The 15,586-nt window shown below is 60.9% G+C and carries 14 protein-coding genes; 3 read left to right on the forward strand and 11 right to left on the reverse strand.

Features of this window, described 5'->3' with window-relative positions; all coding sequences use genetic code 11:
• Window positions 1–493: 493 nt before the first annotated feature.
• On the reverse strand, window positions 494–838 hold the full coding sequence (locus tag V1279_RS28160) for a winged helix-turn-helix transcriptional regulator (RefSeq protein ID WP_334442637.1): 345 nt from the start codon (window positions 836–838) through the stop codon (window positions 494–496).
• 522 nt (window positions 839–1,360) lie between these two features.
• On the opposite strand from V1279_RS28160, the gene acuI reads away from it, so the two are divergent.
• On the forward strand, window positions 1,361–2,347 hold the full coding sequence (gene acuI / locus V1279_RS28165) for an acrylyl-CoA reductase (NADPH) (RefSeq protein WP_334442640.1): 987 nt from the start codon (window positions 1,361–1,363) through the stop codon (window positions 2,345–2,347).
• 183 nt (window positions 2,348–2,530) lie between these two features.
• Here the strand turns inward: acuI and V1279_RS28170 are convergent, their stop codons facing one another.
• The 5 genes from V1279_RS28170 to V1279_RS28190 form a co-directional block, all read right to left on the reverse strand.
• The gene (locus tag V1279_RS28170; protein ID WP_334442642.1) at window positions 2,531–3,343 is read right to left on the reverse strand and encodes an SDR family oxidoreductase; all 813 of its coding nucleotides are present in this window, start codon (window positions 3,341–3,343) and stop codon (window positions 2,531–2,533) included.
• A 27-nt stretch (window positions 3,344–3,370) separates the two neighbouring features.
• Window positions 3,371–4,192: an enoyl-CoA hydratase-related protein gene (locus V1279_RS28175; RefSeq protein ID WP_334442644.1), complete on the reverse strand. Its 822-nt coding sequence runs from the start codon at window positions 4,190–4,192 to the stop codon at window positions 3,371–3,373.
• A gap of 75 nt (window positions 4,193–4,267) precedes the next feature.
• Window positions 4,268–4,972 carry an SDR family NAD(P)-dependent oxidoreductase gene (locus V1279_RS28180; protein WP_334442646.1) on the reverse strand — a complete coding sequence of 235 codons (705 nt, stop codon included), beginning with the start codon at window positions 4,970–4,972 and terminating at the stop codon, window positions 4,268–4,270.
• A gap of 20 nt (window positions 4,973–4,992) precedes the next feature.
• Window positions 4,993–7,311: a molybdopterin-dependent oxidoreductase gene (locus V1279_RS28185; protein ID WP_334442648.1), complete on the reverse strand. Its 2,319-nt coding sequence runs from the start codon at window positions 7,309–7,311 to the stop codon at window positions 4,993–4,995.
• 14 nt (window positions 7,312–7,325) lie between these two features.
• Window positions 7,326–7,841 carry a TetR/AcrR family transcriptional regulator gene (locus tag V1279_RS28190; protein WP_334442651.1) on the reverse strand — a complete coding sequence of 172 codons (516 nt, stop codon included), beginning with the start codon at window positions 7,839–7,841 and terminating at the stop codon, window positions 7,326–7,328.
• 279 nt (window positions 7,842–8,120) lie between these two features.
• On the opposite strand from V1279_RS28190, the gene V1279_RS28195 reads away from it, so the two are divergent.
• Complete coding sequence (locus V1279_RS28195) at window positions 8,121–9,320, forward strand: acetyl-CoA C-acyltransferase (RefSeq protein ID WP_334442653.1); 1,200 nt, start codon at window positions 8,121–8,123, stop codon at window positions 9,318–9,320.
• Window positions 9,321–9,415: 95 nt separating this feature from the next.
• Entirely contained in the window at window positions 9,416–10,627 is a 1,212-nt protein-coding gene (locus V1279_RS28200) for a multidrug effflux MFS transporter (protein ID WP_334442655.1), read from the forward strand.
• 24 nt (window positions 10,628–10,651) lie between these two features.
• Here V1279_RS28200 and V1279_RS28205 read toward each other — a convergent pair whose 3' ends face one another.
• From V1279_RS28205 to V1279_RS28225, 5 genes are all read right to left on the reverse strand, one after another.
• Window positions 10,652–11,428 (reverse strand): enoyl-CoA hydratase-related protein, encoded by a 777-nt coding sequence (locus V1279_RS28205; protein ID WP_334442657.1) that lies wholly within the window; start codon window positions 11,426–11,428, stop codon window positions 10,652–10,654.
• A 15-nt stretch (window positions 11,429–11,443) separates the two neighbouring features.
• Window positions 11,444–12,097: a flavin reductase family protein gene (locus V1279_RS28210; RefSeq protein ID WP_334442659.1), complete on the reverse strand. Its 654-nt coding sequence runs from the start codon at window positions 12,095–12,097 to the stop codon at window positions 11,444–11,446.
• Window positions 12,098–12,212: 115 nt separating this feature from the next.
• The gene (locus tag V1279_RS28215) at window positions 12,213–13,226 is read right to left on the reverse strand and encodes an NAD(P)H-dependent flavin oxidoreductase (RefSeq protein ID WP_334442662.1); all 1,014 of its coding nucleotides are present in this window, start codon (window positions 13,224–13,226) and stop codon (window positions 12,213–12,215) included.
• 21 nt (window positions 13,227–13,247) lie between these two features.
• Window positions 13,248–14,435: an acetyl-CoA C-acyltransferase gene (locus V1279_RS28220; protein ID WP_334442665.1), complete on the reverse strand. Its 1,188-nt coding sequence runs from the start codon at window positions 14,433–14,435 to the stop codon at window positions 13,248–13,250.
• A 14-nt stretch (window positions 14,436–14,449) separates the two neighbouring features.
• The gene (locus V1279_RS28225) at window positions 14,450–15,574 is read right to left on the reverse strand and encodes an acyl-CoA dehydrogenase family protein (RefSeq protein ID WP_334442668.1); all 1,125 of its coding nucleotides are present in this window, start codon (window positions 15,572–15,574) and stop codon (window positions 14,450–14,452) included.
• Window positions 15,575–15,586: the final 12 nt, after the last annotated feature.

Raw genomic sequence — 15,586 nt, forward strand, 5'->3', positions numbered from 1 at the left:
GGGCGAGTCCACTCCTTCACTTCCATCGGCCGCCAAAAGTAAATAGTTCTAAAATAGAACTGTCAAGCCGGATGGTTGTACGCCGTTCTCGAAGTAAGGATGACTTCCATCCTACGCGCTCAATTCCTATTTGGAATTGAATGATTGAGACGCAGATTATTCGGAGAAATCAGTGGGATAAGACTAATTTGGGGAAGTGCGTTGCTCGTTGGCACGCGCAGTCGCGATATTCAGCGCTCGTTAGAGTCAGCTGATCCCACGCGAATGCTCGCTTCGCGTGCGCAGGTTGGAGAAGTTTGGCACAGGCATCGTCGTTAGCGGCTCGCAATAATCGCGTCATTGCTACGCCACTGCGGCATTAATCGCTAAGTGAACACTGGCTGAAGCTGGCAACTCGCCGTACGACGCCAGCTCATTGGGCGCCGTACGGTGAAACATCTCGACTGCTCAGGCATCCGCAGCACAAAGTCCGCACGCATCACTCAATTTCACGTTACAGGGAGCATGCGTTTAGCTGGCGATCTTCAAGCGCCTGGTGCAACTGCGGGACGCCTTCAATGGAACCTCCATAGTGCTTGCCCCAACTCCGAAGCGAAAGCAGTACAGGCCCCAGGCTCTGCCCGAAGGCAGAGATTTCATATTCCACCTTCGGAGGAATCTGCGGATAGGCATGGCGCACGATCACGCCATCGGCCTCCAGTTCGCGCAATTGGAGCGTCAAGATTCTCTGCGTGGCGTTAGGGATGGCTCGGGACAATTCCATGAACCGCTTCTTGCCGGCGAAGAGATGAAACAGGATCAGTGGCTTCCACATGCCGCCAATGACGGACAGTGTCACCCCGACCGCACATCCGCTTTTCGCGTCAAACCGCCTTGGACGCATAGACACCTCCAAAAATGGTCGCATCTGCTATAATTATGCGTTCTGCGGCATGCAGGCACGAATTCGGGTGGGCGGACCCTAAACTCCGGTCATACTCGCTCGGTTGACGTCTTTGGATGTTGCCGTCGATGCCATTTGAACCGACGTCAGGATTTATATCACATGACGATCATAATACAATAGATGCTCGCAGCCTCCTGCAAGACAGCGGCGTGATTTCGGCAACGAACTCACTGACGGCGCGCGCCGGAGCGGCTGCACGGATAAGCCTCGGCATGGCCGGTAGCCTGCCCAGGCTTCGGGACGCTCCGTCGTCATGTCAGGCCCGCTGTCATATCGGCCAAGGCCTGACTCCGCGCTTTGGCATGCGTCGGGTACGTCCATAAATGATAGTAGCCGCTTTAATTGTGCCTTCTTGCGAAAAAGAGGCGCGACCATAGGTCCGTGGACAACGCAACACCGACCTAGGATATGGCGATGACGTTCAAGGCACTGCTGGCAGCAAAGACCGATGGAAAGATTACCACCAGCGTGGTCGAACTGAACGAGCAAGATCTCATGCCTGGCGACGTTACGGTCGCCGTCGACTATTCGACCGTGAACTACAAGGATGCGCTGGCCATTAGCGGGCGCACGGAGGTCATTCGCCAGTTTCCCCTCATTCCCGGCATCGATCTTGCTGGAACAGTGGAGGCATCCTCCTATCCCGGCATCGCAGTCGGAGACCGCGTCGTCGCCAACAGCTGGGGATTAAGTCAGACCCATCATGGTGGATATGCCCAGAGGGCACGGCTGAAAGGCGAATGGTTGGTGAAGATTCCGGCGCCATTTTCGACAAAGGACGCCATGGCGATCGGAACGGCCGGTTACACCGCGATGCTGTCGGTGCTCGCCCTCGAACATGGCGGCATCACACCGCAGCGTGGCGACATCCTTGTAACCGGCGCCAACGGCGGCGTCGGCTCGATCGCGATCGCCCTCCTCGCCGATCTCGGCTATCGCGTTGTTGCATCTACTGGACGTCTTGAAGAATCCGATTATCTGCGGAGCCTCGGTGCGCCCGACGTCATCGATCGGCGGACGCTTTCGGAGCCCGGAGCTCCTATCGCGCGCGAGCGTTGGGCGGGAGCAGTCGACTCCGTCGGCAGTCATACGCTGGTGAACGTGCTGGCGCAGACGCAGTACCGCGGCGTGGTGACGGCCTGCGGCCTGGCTCAGGGTGTCGATCTTCCCGGAACGGTTCTGCCGTTCATCCTGCGCAACGTCACACTTGCTGGAATCGACTCGGTGAATGCCCCGCAGGAGGCGCGAATCGAGGCATGGTCGCGTTTGGCTCGCGACCTGGACCTGAACAAGCTCGCCCGAACGACGCAGGTGGTCGGCCTCGCAGAGGTCCCCGATGTGGTGCGCCAAATGTTCGCCGGGAAGGTCCAGGGCCGCACGGTCGTCGACGTCAATGCCTAGCTATGTTGCGACCGGACTTGCTTGGCGACGCCTCGATGAAAATCGGACGCGCGGCAACAAGACAGCAAACCCTCTCGGAGTCCAATATATGCCAACTTTGCGGTCGATGCCGGCGAGAGGCACGTCAACTCGAAAGGCAATGGTCAATCGCGCTTCGTAGGTCCGGACCAAAGCAAGTGCGAGTCACCATTTCTCGGCCCACGGTCGGAGCACGACTTCGAACGCCCAGGTCGACCGATGCTGCTGATGAAGCTGAAGATAGGTTTTCGCGATATGGACGGGGTCGGCCATGTTGTCGTCGACGGTCGTTCCCGCCAGCCGGTGCGCGCGGGTCCCGTCCGCTTGAGTCCAGCCGATCGCGGCGTCGATCGGCACATTCGCAACGTGGATCCCCTGCGGCATCAGTTCTCTTGCCATGCTTTGCGCGAGTCCGGACTTGGCATGACATGCCATTGCAAAGGCGCCACTTGATGGGAAGCCCTTGAGTGCCGCGCTGGCGTTCGTGAAGATGATCGTTCCTCTCGCGCCATTGGCATCGGGTTCGTTTCCGAGCATAAGCCGGGCGGCCTGTTGACCAATCAGAAATGCAGAGAACGCCGAGTTTCGAAGTGTCTCGAGCGCCATGATCGGATCGGCTTCGATGACGTTCTTGCGGAAAATGCCGGGCACCCGGCCATCGATGTTATGCACCACAAGTCTCGGCGTCCCGATGTCTTGAACGACATTCTCGAACAGCTGCGCCACGGCCGCCGGTTCGCTGGCATCGCAGGCGTATCGACGTGCGCCGTGCGTCTTTTCGAGGGTCTCAAGGACCGCTTTTTCGGGATTCCTGGCTGCGACGCAGACACGCATGCCGTTTTCCGCGAACAGCCGGGCGCAACTCGAGCTGATGCCCGGGCCGCCGCCGACAATGAGTGCAACGTCCTGTACGGAAGGTTGAGTGTCGCGCTTGGATTGATTCATGTTGCTTGCTCGCATGCGTTTGGTGGCCGGCAATCTATTTCTTCAGTAATTCGATCAGCCTCACCTGTAACTGGGAGCGCGTTTCTCGATAAAGGCTCGCACGGCTTCGGTGTGCTCCGCCGTACCCGCCGCAACGACCATCTTCTCGGCCTCGTGATCCAATGACGTCAGGAAGTCAGCCGATAGCGCAAAGTCGAGATTATCCTTGATGGCGGCATAGGCGCTCACCGGACCGTTCGCCAACATCCTCGCCCATGCGAACGCTTCGCTCTGCAGGTCAACATCAGGCACCACGCGATTTACCAGTCCAAGTGCTTCGCAGCGGCGTGCATCGATCCGTTCGGACAGGAACATCAGTTCGCGGGCACGCGCCGTCCCGGCCAGCCGGGTCAACAGCCACGAAATGCCGTAATCGCCCGTGAGCGCAATCCTAGCGTAACCAGTCGTCATGATGGTGGACTCGGCCGCGATACGAACGTCGCAGGCGAGCGCGATCGCAAGCCCAGCGCCAGCAGCCGGTCCCGGCAAGGCCGCGATGGTTGGTTTACGCACCGAGACGAGTACGCCGGTCAGGGTTCGTTGACGTTCCTGCAATCGCGCAACCTTGTCACTGAATGACAGGGCCGGTGCGGCAGAGTTGCCGCCCATCCCCTTGACGTCGCCGCCCGAACAGAAAGCGCTGCCTGCACCGGTAATCAGCAGTGCACCGACGTCCGGATCATCACCGTTGCGCTTGATCATCCGGCGCAGCGCTGGCGTGAGATGGTCGGAAAGCGAATTTCGTGCTTCCGGTCGGTTCAAGGTGATCACTGCGACGCGATCCCGGATTGCACACAGTAGTTCGTCCGTCCCTGTATCAATCGAGATTGACCCATCAGTCATGGTTTTGACCTTTCAAGTCTTGCGTCTGGAGAGCTCTTCGCCACGCGTAGGCGCATTAACTTTTGCTGGCCAGGGTCACCAATTTTCGCGGAATGGCCGCAGTTCCGTGAGGAATGACCAGGCCGATCGGTCCTGACCGTAGAGATGGTACAGTTCGTCGGCAATGGCGGCAGGCTTGATGAAGAATTCATCCGGTTTGTCGCTCATCCGCGCGCGCATCCGGGGCGTATCGATCACGGCGTCGATGAGAAGATAGGCGACGTGGACGCCGAGAGGCCCCATGTCACGCGCGATCGACTCGGCCAATATACGCTGCGCCGCCTTTGTCGGAGCGAAGCCGGCAAAATTTGCTTTGCCTCGGATCGAAGACGTGTTTCCGGTCACCAGGATCGCGCCCTTACCTCTCTCGATCATGCCAGGAGCCACTTCGCGGGCCAGGTACAACAAGCCCATCACGTTGACCTCGAAATTGCCCTTGAGCATCTTCGGGTCGATCTCGCGAAAGCTCCCCCAGCCTCCTCCGACTGCGTTGTGGATGAGAACTTCGGCCGCGCCGAAACGGCGTCTTACGTCAGTAACCACGGTCCGCACCTGGCTCTCGTCCGAGACGTCGCAGGTCATCGCGTGCACGTCGGGAAGCTCTTGCGCAAGGGAATTGATGATCTCCGTTGAACGAGCAAGCGCTATGATACGGAACCCGCCGGCAGAGAACCGCTTGACGATGGCAGCTCCCGTGCCCGGCCCTACCCCGGTGACGATCGCGATTGGTTTCTCGGTCATTCGATGCTTCCTTCGAGCGATTATCCAGCCGCTCTCATATGAATTCGCTCGGACTGCGACTGATAGGTGGCAGCCTCGTGCGCGGACACCAGGGCCAGGCGAACCGCTACGTTCTTGTGGTAGGGCGTGCCCGCTATGGGATCGCGGTTGCCGCTCTCGGTGAGCAGATTGATGCGCGGCCCGTTGATCAGGCGCTCTCCGTCCAACGTCGGGTATGCCTGACCGTAGCCGTGCGGCAGCGCCAGCTGGCCATTCCGCATGGCATCGTCGACCTTGCAGCGGACGACGAGCCGTCCGACCACCGACTCGACGGCGATCCAGTCACCATCCTTCGCACCCAACGCGTTCAGATCGCTCGAATTGATCAACATGGCGCCGTCCGGATCCTCGCGTCGCCACGCGGGATCGCGAAAGATCTGGTTGGCGTTGAACATGCGGCGGCCACCCGCCGCCAGCATGAACGGAAACTCTTTTGGCGCGCCCGCTGCTTGCGGATCGAGCCGTGCCAGCCATTCCAGCATCTGCGGGACCACCAGCCGAACCTTGCGGTCCGAATGGCTGATCAATGACCAGACCTCATCATAGTCGTGCCGGGTAACGGCAGTGCCTTGCCGGGTGGCTACGATAGTGTCGAATAGGAGATCGCCGAGCTGGTGATCCGCCACCTCGTCCGATGCGCCGATCGCCCGTCGCACCGCTTGCGGCGATCGCTTCGCGCAAGCCAGCGCCGCCCCCCATAAGGGTGCCGCGGCCGCCGTGCCGTCCGGAAGCGTCTGCCCTAGCGTGTGATAGAGCACGAGCGCAGCGACCGCGCCGGGGTTTTCAGCGATGACAGCACGAAAGGCGATGGCGAACTCGGCTCGCGAACGCCGCGCCGCCTCCCGCAGGGGCGCGAGCACATTGTCACCTGGCGGAAGCCCCAGGGCGATGGCAAGCCGCGTGTAGATCTCGGGTTCCGGCAAGGTGCCGGCGAGCGGCGGCAACACACCGGCACGAACATGAAAATAGTTCGTCGGAAATTCGAAATTGAACAGGGTGAATTCGGTTTTCTCGAACTGTGAGGACGCCGGGAGAACGTAATGCGCGAGCCGTGCGGTTTCGGTCATCGCAACGTCGACCACAACGCATAGGTCGAGCGAGCGCAGCGCGCGTTCCACGGCCTCGGTGTTTGCGGCCGTGTTGGCGGGATTGGAACTGTCGATCCAGGCGCAGCGCAACCGGTCGGGATGGTCCTTGAGTACCGCTTCGGGGAAAATGTTGGGCGGCAACAGGCCCCCAATAATCGCGTCACCGGTCGGTGCGAATGTCTGGTTCGGAGAATTTCCCCATAGCGGTTGAAGCCAGCTATGCAACTGGTTGGTACCTTTACGGCCGAAATTGCCGGAAAGCATGATCAGAAGCTTTTCGAGATAGGAGTTGAGCGTCGAGTTGATGCCCTGCTGGATGCCAAGCTCGACCCGCACCACCATGGCCTTCGCCGCCACGATCATCGCGGCGCAACGCTCCAGGTCCGCGATCGAGATATCGGCGGCAGCAGCCCATTCTTCAACGGGGACATCTAATAGCGCCTGCCTCACTTCCGCAAAGCCGATCGTGTGCTCCTCAATAAAGGCATGATCGATCCGGCCGGACCGGACAAGCGTGGCCAGCAGCGCGCCCAGGAGAAACGTGTCGGCACCAGGACGAACCGCGAGATGCAGATCCGCCATTTCGGCGGTTTCGGTTCGCCTGGGATCAATGACGATCAGCTTGCGTGCGGGATCCTTTCGGATTTGATTGAGATGATCGCGCGCATTGGGGAAGCCGTGCGCGATCCAGGGATTTGCGCCGATGACAAGCAAGAGATCGCAATGATGCACGTCTTCGGCGGTATGGCAGGTCTGGCTGCCGAACATGTGACCATTGACCCAGAAGTCGCCGGTTTTTTCCTGCGAAAGGGCATTGAAGATGCTGCGCGAACCCAGCGCGCGCAACAATCCGCTGGCGTAGGCGCCGCCGGCGTGATTGCCCTGCCCGCCACCGCCGTAAAGGGCGATACTCTTGCCGCCATACCTGTCGACGATGTCTCGCAGCCGCTCCGCGATTTCTGCGATCGCAACGTCCCACTCGATTGCATCAAAGCCGCCGTCGGCGCGACGACGCAGCGGGGTCGTGAGCCGATCCCTGTGATGCGCATAATATGGAATTCGGGTCGCCTTGTTGCACAGATAGCCCTGTGATTTCGGGCTCGAACGGTCGCCCCGCACTTTCTCGAGGCGCCCGTCATTCACCAAGACTTCAATCCCGCAATTGATGTAACACAGGTTGCAGGCTGTCTTGAGCCATTTGCCGGCCGTCATGGAGACCTCCCTTGTTATGATTTTTCGCAGCGCGTCGCCTTTGTTGTCCTTCGTTGCGGCTTCCGAGTCCGGCCGCCTGCGGTCCTGCGTCCGGCATCGAGGATGCGGTCGGAAAGTTTCCCCGCGCCGACGGCACGCGACAGCACGATCGATCCCACCATGGTTGCGATAGCGCCTGTCGCGATTTGGCGGGCCTGTCCAAGTGGCTCACCGGGAAGCAACTCGACAAGGGCATCGATCATTTTCTCCAGTTTGGAAGCCAGGGCCTGCTGCTCGCTCGGACTCGATCGTGCGACATCGACGGCCAGGGTTGGAAGCGCGCAACCGTGTTTAGGATTGTCGCGATGCCGGGGACTAAGATAATCGGCGACCAACGCCTCGAAGCGTTCCCCGTCGGCCTTCCCGTTCGCCAGTTTTTTCCATCGCCCAGTCGTTTGGTCCATCGCAAAGGCGATCGCCTCGCTGACAAGCGCGGCACGCGACTCGAAATGGTTATAGAAACCGCCGTGGGTCAGACCCGCGAGCTTCATTAACTCGACAACACTGAGCCCCTTCCGCGCCCTTTTGGCGCAAACCGTAGGAGGCATTTTCAACGATCCGATCGTGGGTTTGACGCCTGTGGTCTTCTACGTATCGCATTGCCACTCCGTGCAAGGTCCTAAGGTGGTCGGCTGCAAAACCGTCCCCATTCCCTCCGAGCAATTCTGGAACCGCGCTTCCTTGAAGATCACGGCAACATTTCATTGCAATGCTGGCTATCTTATATGACTATCGTCATATAACAACACCTATCAACAGGAGAGTTCGCCATGGCCATCGCTTCGGACCCCGTCGTCATCCTTTCCGCCGCCCGCACGCCATTGGGCCGCTTCATGGGCGAGTTGTCGCCTCTCAGCGCCCACAAGCTCGGCTCCCACGTGATCGGCGCGGCGCTGGAACGGGCCAAGCTGGCGCCCGAGCGGATCGATGAGGTTTTCATGGGCAACGTCTTGCCGGCTGGACAAGGTCAGGCACCGGCGCGCCAGGCCGCCCGCGGCGCCAAACTGCCGGATGCCACCGGCGCCACCACTATCAACAAGGTCTGCGGCTCCGGCATGAAGGCGACCATGCTCGCCCACGACATCATCAATGCGGGCTCGGCCTCGATCGTACTGTCGGGCGGCATGGAGAGCATGAGCAATGCGCCCTATCTCTTAGCCAAGGCACGCGGCGGTTACCGCGCCGGCCATGACCGGATCATCGATCACATGTTGATGGACGGACTGGAGGACGCCTATGAGACCGGCCGCTCGATGGGCGATTTCGGTGAGGCCACCGCGGAAGCCTATCAATTCACCCGGAAGGATCAGGACGCCTACGCGATGGAGACTTTGACCCGCGCCGGCAAGGCGGTCGAGGGTGGCGCATTCAAAGCCGAGATCGCGCCGATCACACTGACCGAAAAGACCGGGCCGCGGATCATCGCCAATGACGAGCACCCGCTCAAGGTCGATCCCGCCAAGATCCCCGGGCTGAAAGCCGCGTTCCGCGCCAACGGCACCATCACGCCGGCCGCCTCCTCCGCCAATGCCGATGGCGCTGCGGCGCTCATTCTTGCAAAGCGCTCGCTCGCGGATCGCGACGGCCTCCCCGTACTGGCCGAGATCAAGGGCCACGCCACCCACAGCCAGGAACCGCAATGGTTCACCACCGCGCCGATCCCGGCCATTCGCAAGCTGTTGGACAAGGTCGGCTGGAGCGTCGGCGATGTCGATCTGTTCGAGATCAACGAAGCCTTTGCCGTGGTGGCGATGGCTGCACAGAAGGATCTCGGCATCCCCAGGGAGAAGCTGAACGTCAATGGCGGCGCCTGCGCGCTCGGTCATCCGATCGGTGCCACCGGCGCGCGCCTGATCGTGACGCTGCTGCATGCGCTGGAGGCGCAGAACCTCAAACGCGGCGTTGCAGCCCTTTGCATCGGTGGCGGTGAAGCCACCGCCATCGCGATCGAGCGCGTCGTCGGCAGGTAGCACAGCCGATCCGACCAGAAATGGCTCGGCGAGCGGCGCGAACCGCGTCACTCGCCGCCTTGTGACCTGCCTATCCTATTAGCGCGAAAGTTCCCATGGCTGGCCAGTGCCAAACGACCAAAAGCGTGCCGAGGGACGTTCCCGTCTCTAGCGGCCTGGAGATCGCAGTTCTTTCCGTCCTGGCCGCCATGGGAACGCTCGCGACCAACATCTTGCTGCCGTCGCTGCCACAAATTGCGATCTCATTGAATGTCACCAGCGCGGCGGTCACATCCGCCATCACCGTCTTTCTTGCGGTGTTCGGGATAGGCCAACTCCTGGTCGGACCGCTTTCGGATCGCTACGGCAGACGCTGGCCAGTCCTGATCGGATTTGCCGTGTTCTTCGGCGGCAGCGTCTGGTGCGGTCTGGCAACCGATCTACCTAATCTTTTGATCGGCCGCGTCGTGCAGGCTGCTGGCGCTTGCGCGACGTCAGTGTTGTCTCGCGCCATCGCCCGCGACATGTTCAGTGGGCCAGCATTGGCGCGGGCGATGGCGCTGATCATGATCGTGATGTCCGCAGCCCCCGGATTCTCGCCGCTGCTTGGCGGCGCACTCGATCACAGTTTTGGCTGGCGCTCCGAATTCGCTCTTGTCGCGGCCTTTGCCGCGGCTGGCGCCGTTGCCTACAGCATCATCCTCGGCGAAACCCACAATTCGATCCGCACTCCGCTCAATCTTGTCGCCATCGCCAGGACCTATGTTGGTCTGATTGGCGATCGGCGTTTCGCCATCCCGGCTGCAACCGCGAGCCTGATCATAGGCGGCTTGTTCTCTATGTTTTCGGCTGCACCGCGACTATTCATTGAAGCGCTGCACTTCACGCCGATCCAGCTCGGCCTCTTCTTCGCCGGCACCGTCTTTATCGTATTCGCCGCGGGCATGCTGGCGACGAAATTGGCACCACGCTACGGGCTCGATCACCCGATCCGGGCAGGACTGTGGGCAACGGCCGCCAGCAGCGTTGCGATCCTGCTCATCTCGATGATCAGCCCGACCTTCTTGCCGTTTCTGGGCGCGATGTGCGTATTTCTCCTCGGCATGGGCGTTGTCAGTCCACTGGCTACCGCCCGCGCGCTCTCTCCATTCGGGGAGAAAGCTGGCGCGGCCTCGGCGCTGCTGGGCTTCTGGCAGATGATGAACGCCGCAATCGGCGTATGGCTTGCTGCCACGGTGTCGCATGAAGCAATGCTGGCGCTGGGCGTGGTGCTGAGCGCGTTTTCACTGCTGGCTCTAGGCCTGTACATGTGGGGGCCGAGGCATTGATTGGCTTCGACACCGGACGGGTTGTCAGTCGCTCGTCAGGTTTGTGAAGTCGGGCTTACGCCGCTCGGCAAATGCCGCGAACGCTTCGCGCGCTTCGCCGGTCTGCAACCGCTCGGCAAACAACGCGCTTTCCCGGTTCATTTGCGCAGTTATCCTGTCCATTTCGCGCATGAGCGCCTTGGTGTGACCAAGAGAACCTGCGGGTCGTTTGGTCAGGGCTTCGGCGGCCTGCCAGGCCCTGGCGCGCAAATCTGCTGCCGGCACCACGGCGTTGACCATGCCGCAGGCCAATGCGGCCGCTGCATCCATCGGTTCTCCCAATGCAAACATGGCATATGCGCGGACATGCCCGATGCGGGCAGGCAGCAGCCAACTCGAAGCCGCCTCCGGGACCAACGCCAGATTTACGAACGGTGTTATCAGCTTTGCCGTGTCGGCAAGAAACACCAAATCGCAATGCAGCAACATCGTGGTACCGACACCTACGGCGTTGCCCTGCACAGCGGCGACGAGAGGACGGGTGGCATTACCGAGATTGCGAATGAATCGGAACGCCTGGCTTTCCCCTGTATCGCTTCCACTGGCTTGGGCGCTGAAATCGGCAATATCGTTCCCGGACGTGAAACTGTCGCCATCTCCCTGAAATAGAACGACCCGTATGGCCGGATCTCTCTCCGCGCGCTCCAGCCCATCCGACATGGCGCTGTACATGGCATTGCTGAGCGCATTCTTTTTCTCAGCACGGGCCAGCGTTATCGTCATGATGCCCGCGGTGACTTCGGTTTTCACATGCTGGGTCATCGATCGTTCCTCCAATCAGGTGCCGTGGAATTCCGGTTTGCTACTGCCAGGTGGGCGCTTCATCTCGAACATGTTTTCCGTCTTGACCTCAAGGTAATCTCCACCACGGCCGGCGCGCAGTATGGGACGCGCAAGCGCCGTGTTGTAGACACCATCCTCGATCAACGATTTGTCGATGTATACTGCGACGACCTCGCCGAGTACGAACCATCCTTCTACCTTCTCGCCCCGTGCATTCGCCAGCTGAGAGACCTCGACGACCTTGCATTCCATTGCAGCCCTGCTCTCGCCGACCCGCGGCACAGCTACGTGGCGCCCGGGTATTGGCGTCAGCCCTGCGGCTTCGAATTCACTCACGCCGTGGTCGAGAGGCGTCGCCGTCACGTTCATGCGCTCGCCCAGATCCATCGTAACCAAATTCCAGACGAATTCGCGGGTCTCGCTGACGTTCTTGACGGTGTCCTTCCACGAAATTGAGGAGAACCCGATTATCGGAGGGTCGTAGAGGAACGCGTTGAAGAAGCTGTATGGAGCGAGGTTCAGTTGACCAGCCGCATTGCGTGACGAAATCCAACCAATCGGACGCGGCGCGACAATCGCGTTGAATGGATTATGTCGGAGCCCGTGGCCCTTTGAAGGTTCGTAGTAGTGGAAGTCGGCCAGATCCATAAAATCCTCTTCCCCGAGACTGCCGAAGGCTATCCATTGCCGGTCAATCGAGCTTCGCCATAACAATCACCCCACGCACAACCGTGCGTGGGTATCGCCTCGTTAGAACATCCGGCTACGCGATCGCCCGGGCGGCAGCCGGCCTTTGCTCGGCGCCATCGAGGAAACCAGTCAGGCGTTGACGGACGATTCGCTCGGCATCCGCCATGATACGTTCGATCAACTCCTTCACCGTCGGAATGTCGTTGATAAGCCCAACGACCATGCCGCAGCTCCAGGCGCCCGCGTCCATGTCGCCGTCGATCATCACTTTGGGATACACGCCAGCGACCTGCTCATGGATGTCGCCAATCTTCAGGTTTGCGCCCTTCTCGCGCTCGATCTCGATCAGCTCGTCGACCCCCTTGTTCTTCAGCACGCGCTCGGTGTTGCGCAGCGCGCGCATCACCAGCACGGTGTCGAGTTCGGTCGCCTTGACCAGCGCCTGCTTTACGTTGTCGTGGACCGGCGCTTCCTTGGTGGCGACGAAGCGGGTGCCCATGTTCATGCCGGCCGCGCCCATCGACAGAGCGGCGACGAGGCTCCGCGCATCCGCCATTCCTCCCGATGCAACGAAGGGGATCTTCAGCTCATCTGCCGCGCGCGGCAGCAGAATCATGTTCGGGATGTCGTCCTCTCCGGGATGTCCGCCGCATTCAAAGCCATCGACGCTGACGGCGTCGCAGCCGATCTTCTCGGCTTTGAGTGAGTGCCGCACCGAGGTGCACTTGTGGATCACTTTGATGCCGGCCGCCTTCAACGCCGGCATGTACTGCTCGGGGCTGCGGCCAGCGGTTTCCACTGCCTTGACGCCGCCTTCCTTGATCGCGGCGATGTATTCCGGGTAAGGCGGTGCGGTAAAGCTCGGAAGGAAAGTCAGGTTCACGCCGAACGGCTTGTCGGTCATGTCGCGGCAGCGTGCGATTTCCTTGGCCAACAGTTCCGGCGTCCTTTGCGTCAGGCCGGTGATGATCCCGAGTCCCCCGGCGTTGGACACCGCGGCGGCGAGCTCGGCGAAGCCGACATAATGCATGCCGCCCTGGATAATCGGATGCTTGATGCCGAACAGTTCAGTAATCGCTGTCTTCACGAGAATCTCCTGCGTTTCCAATCAATGGACGATTTCAAACAGACCCGCCGCGCCCATGCCGCCGCCGATGCACATTGTCACCACGCCGTATTTCGCTTTGCGCCGCCGGCCCTCGATCAGGAGGTGGCCCGTGAGCCGCGCCCCGGTCATGCCGTACGGATGACCGATCGCGATCGAACCGCCATTGACGTTGAGCTTGTTCGGATCAATGCCGAGCTTGTCGCGGCAACAGATCACCTGCACCGCGTAGGCTTCATTGAGCTCCCAGAGATCAATGTCGTCGATCTTCAGGTTATGGCGCTTGAGGAGCCGCGGGATCGCTGCGACCGGGCCCACACCCATCTCGTCCGGCTCGACGCCGGCGGCAACGAACCCGCGGAAGATGCCAAGCGGCTTGAGGCCCTTCTTTGCCGCGATCTTGTCGCTCATGATCACGCAGGCCGAGGCGCCGTCGGAGAGCTGACTGGCATTGCCCGCACTGATGGTTTTGCCTTCGAAGACGGGCTTGATCTTTGCAAGGCCGTCGCCGGTGGTGTCCGGCCTCGGACCCTCGTCCTTCGACAGCGTCACCTGCTGATAACTGACCTGCTTGGTATCCTTGTCGACCACCGCCATTGTGGTCGTGATCGGCACGACCTCGTCATTGAAGCGACCGCCCTGCAGCGCTGCACCCACGCGGCGCTGGCACTCGAGGCTGTATTCATCCTGCTTGTCGCGACCGATCTTGTAGCGTTCGGCAACGACCTCAGCGGTTTCCAGCATCGACATGTACATTTCGGGCTTCATCGCCATCAACTCTTCGTCGACGACATGAAACTTGTTCATGTGCTCATTCTGCACGAGGCTGATCGATTCGATGCCGCCGCCGATCGCGATCTCGACGCCGTCTGATATCACCGAGCGTGCGGCAACCGCGATCGCCTGCAGGCCGGAGGCACATTGCCGGTCAATCGTGGTGCCGGCAACAGTCACCGGCAGGCCAGCACGGATGGCGCCCTTGCGCGCCACGTTCATCACCATGGTGCCCTGCTGCATCGCGCAGCCCATCACCACGTCCTCGACCTCGCCGGGCACGATGCCGGCCCGCTTCACCGCTTCGGCCATCACGTGGCCAGCCAGGGTTGGGCCTTCAGTGTTGTTGAGCGCGCCGCGATAGGCTTTACCGACGCCGGTGCGGGCGGTGGAAACGATTACTGCTTCAGTCGTCATGTTTGCCTCTTTGCTTAGGCGGCCGCGTCGAGCTGCGCGTAACGCAGCACGTGGTACGCGGGATCGCCGAATTGGATGTTGATGGAGGAGATTCGCTTGAAATAATGTCCGACATTGAGCTCGTCGGTCATGCCCATGCCGCCGTGAAGCTGCACAGCCTGGTCGGCGACGAACCTTGCCGCGTAGCCGACCTTCGATTTTGCGCCGGACGCGAGCCTGGACAGGCCGGGCTCATTGGCTGCCAGGCTCAGGGTGAGATGCTGCATCAACGAGAGGGCCTCCTGATGCGCAATGAACATGTCGACCATGCGGTGCTGCAGCACCTGGAAGCTGCCGAGCGTCACGCCAAACTGTTTTCGGGTCTTGCTGTACTCCAGTGTCGCTGCGTTCAGCTCCCCGATGGCGCCGACTGTTTCGGCGCACAACGCGGCAATGGCGCGATCACGGCAAGCCTCCAGCGCGGCCGCACCCTCCCCGCCGAGCAAGCGGCCCCTTACGCCGTCCAGGCTGATCTCGCCAGCGCGGCGGCCGTCAATAGTCTTGAAAGTTCGCAGATGCAGATTCGCCGCCTGGCGATCCACGATGAACATGCTGACGCCGTCGCGGTCGCGCTGGTCCCCCGAGGTGCGTGCGGAAACAATCAGATAATCCGCCCACGGCGCGGCGATCGCCACGGCCTTCTCGCCAACCAGTATGTAGTCATCGCCCTCGCGTCGCGCCGTCGTCGCGACATTGGCTGGATCGAAACGTGACGCTTTCTCGGTCCAGGCAAGCGCCCAGATCGACTTTCCTGCGATGATGTCGGGAATGAATTCGCTCTTCTGCGCGGGAGACCCCTCGCTTTCGAGCAAGCGCCCGGCGAGCACGATGGTCTCGACGAAGGGTTCGACCACGAGATGGCGGCCGAACTCGTGCATCACGATCATCGTCGAAAGCGGACCGCCGCCGAGGCCGCCGGCCTCTTCCGAGAATGGCGCGGCGAGCAAACCGAGCTCAGCAAAGGATGACCAACGCGTCCGGCTCCAGCCTTCGTCGGAGGCAACGATCCCGCGGCGCGCATCGAAATCATACTGGTCGCGGAGCAGACGCTGCACGCTTGACCGCAACAATTCCTGCTCTTCAGTGAACTGGATATCCATTCGAGGTCCCGC

This window comes from Bradyrhizobium sp. AZCC 1610 (assembly GCF_036924515.1).
In the GTDB taxonomy this organism is placed as follows: domain Bacteria; phylum Pseudomonadota; class Alphaproteobacteria; order Rhizobiales; family Xanthobacteraceae; genus Bradyrhizobium.